The organism is uncultured Tateyamaria sp., assembly GCF_947503385.1.
Classification (GTDB): Bacteria; Pseudomonadota; Alphaproteobacteria; order Rhodobacterales; family Rhodobacteraceae; genus Tateyamaria.
In genome coordinates, this window is record NZ_CANNDO010000022.1 from 1 (window position 1) to 2,884 (window position 2,884).

1 protein-coding gene is annotated in these 2,884 nt (G+C 62.5%); it reads left to right on the forward strand.

Annotated elements, in window-relative coordinates:
* Positions 1–17 precede the first annotated feature (17 nt).
* A partial coding sequence (locus tag Q1A85_RS22910; protein ID WP_299695394.1) for a PKD domain-containing protein occupies positions 18–2,884 on the forward strand: 2,867 nt, incomplete at its 3' end.

A 2,884-nucleotide genomic window follows, 5' to 3' on the forward strand; every position in this document is an offset into this window, starting at 1 on the left:
CGGACGTGGGGACGTTTATGTTGGGTTGGATCAAACGCGGCTTTGCTGCGTCTATTGCATTTTATGTTGTTGTTTCAAGCGCGGCTTGGGCGGATGGACAGGTCGCAAGACCCATCACCGCGGATGTCGGCGCGACGGTCCAACTCGATCCGACGGACGGGTTTTCCTTTGAGGGATCACAGGCGCTGCGGGCGGATTGGTCGTGGCTGACGCGTCCCGCGGCATCGGTCGCAGACTTCTCGGACCCAAGCGCGCTGCGTCCCCGCGTGACGCTGGATGTTCCGGGCACATATAAGGCAGAGCTGAACCTGTTTGACGCTGCCGATCCTGCCGCAACGACCCCACTGGCAACCACCACGCTGGAACTGTCCACCGACGGAACTGCGCCAGTTGCCGTGGTGCAGGGCAGGGGGCTGGCGGACAGCCTTGACGTGACGCTGGATGCGTTCCGGTCCTACGACGTGGACGGCGACGCACTGAGCTATACCTGGAGCGTAGAGGCCGCGCCAACGGGCGGCACCGCCACTTTTGCAGCACCCGATGCGCCCTACACGGATGTGACGTTCACCGGGGCAGGGACCTATGACCTGGGCCTGACCGTGACCGACGCGACAGGCCGCACCAGCGCGACTGCTATCTACCGCGTGACGCGCACGCTGGAAGGGGGGGCCGATCGCTGCCGCACGGTATTCGATACGGTGCTGTTGAACGATGGATCGCCGCGCGTCACTTTTGACATCGGAGACGTCACCAACGGCGCCGCGGACGAAATTGCCATCGAAAGCTTTGACGTCGATTCGGGTGGGGAACAGACTTTTGACCGGGTGAACTTTATCTTCCGTGGGCAGGACTACAGCCTGTCCAGCCAGTGGGACTTCCTGCACTTTGCCTATTTCCTCGAACATGACGGCGACGTCGACACCGATGTCCTTATCGGTATCAACAGCCGCGACAAGGATCTGACGTTCACCTGGGGCGTGGGGCGTGGAGCACTCACCATCAAAGGTGTCGTGAACAGCGGCGTTTCGCGCCACAAGCTGATCGAGAAAAGCGCGGATTTCTGCGGATTGGGCGAGCGGTTCAACCGGCCCTTTACGCAGACTTTGCCCAATGACGGGTCGGACACGGTTGTGTTTGATCTGGGCGATGTCACCAACGACCCGGTCGAGGATGTGGTCATCCCCAGCTTTGACATCGATGGTGGCAACGAACACACGTTCGACATCCTGCGGTTCACCTTCCGTGGCCAGCACTACACGCTGCGCAACAAGTGGGACCTGCTGCACTTTGCCGATTTCATCGAACACGATGGCGATATCCTGACAGATGCATTCATTTCGCCCAATCCGGATGTGCGGGACTTTACCCTGACATGGGGCGAGGGGCGCGGGTCCGTGACGTTGGAGAACGTCGTCGATACGTCAGGCTTTGACCGCCACAAGCTGATCGACCGGAGCGTGGATTTCTACGAAAGCGGAACCACTGCCGAGCGGAGTGTCGCGCCGGTGGCTGCGGCGCGGTTTGATCAACTGGTGCTTGGCGATGGTGAAAGTTTTGCGCTCGATGGTTATCTATCGACCGATCTCGATGGTACGCAGCTGTCGCCCGGTTTTGCCGGCCTTCTGGGGCCGGACGGGCAGGGCGCGGGTCTATTGTCCGCAGAGGATGGCCTGACTGACATCACGCCGACGGGCGCGGGCGAATATCTGGTGAGCCTTGCTGTCACGGATCAAGACGGGGTGAGCAGCGATCAGGTGCTTGTGGTCAGCGGCGACGGGAATGTGCGCCCGGTGGCGCGGATTAGCGCGGTTGGCCCCTTTGCCGCCGGGGCGCCCGTCGCCCTGAGCGGGCAGCAGAGTTATGACCTGAACGGCGATCTGTTGTCCTACGATTGGTCGGTTCTGGCCGCGCCTGCGGGATCGGCCGCCGTGATTGCGCCCATGGGCCCGGATGCGGATTTTACGCCCGATGTGGACGGGCTGTACGTCGTGCAGCTGATCGTAATGGACGCGGATGCAGGTTCGGTACCTACAACGTTTGTGATCGACACCACGGTCACGCGCCCCGAAGCGATTGTCGGTGCAGATGTGCTGGCCGATGAGGCGGGTGTGGCGACGCTTGATGCCGGGGCATCTGTCGCGGACATTCCGAATTATGCGTGGTCGGTGTCAGGTCTTGCCGGCAACAGTTTGGGCGCGCTCAACGATCCGGGCCTTGCGATGCCGACGCTGACGTTGTTTGACGGGGCAGGGGGGCCGGAGGCGACCGTGACTCAGGTGACGGTACGCGATGGCGATCTGTTGTCCTTACCAGCGGCTGTCTTTGCAAGCGCAGGCAATGTGCGTCCCGCGACGATGGCCGGTAGCGCGATCGAGGCGCCGACGGGCACCGCGGTAACGGTGGACGGTGGGCTATATGCCGGGGATCTGAACGGTGATGCGCTCAGCTACGAATGGGCGCTGATATACCGGCCTGCGGACAGTGCGGCGGTGATTGATCCGGCCAATCCGGGCGCGCAGAGCGTGGCGGGGCAGGGGCTGTCCTTTACCCCCGATCGGACGGGTTTGTACCTGTTGCAACTGACGGTGGCGGATGCGCGTTTGCAGGCCGAGCCTGTGGTGATTGCACTGAACGCGGTGAACACGGCGCCGGTGGCGGTTGCCACGAGTCCGGCTTCGGCCTTTGTGGGTGAGACGATCACGCTGGACGGATCGGAGTCGTTTGACCCCAACACCGATGCGCTGACCTACGCGTGGACGGTGCGCGACGCGCCTGCGGGCAGTGTTGCGGTTCTGAGCGATGCGGCGGCGGTCATGCCGACCTTTACCCCCGACACCCAAGGCACCTACGAGTTCGATCTGGTTGTGTCGGATTTCGAGTTCAC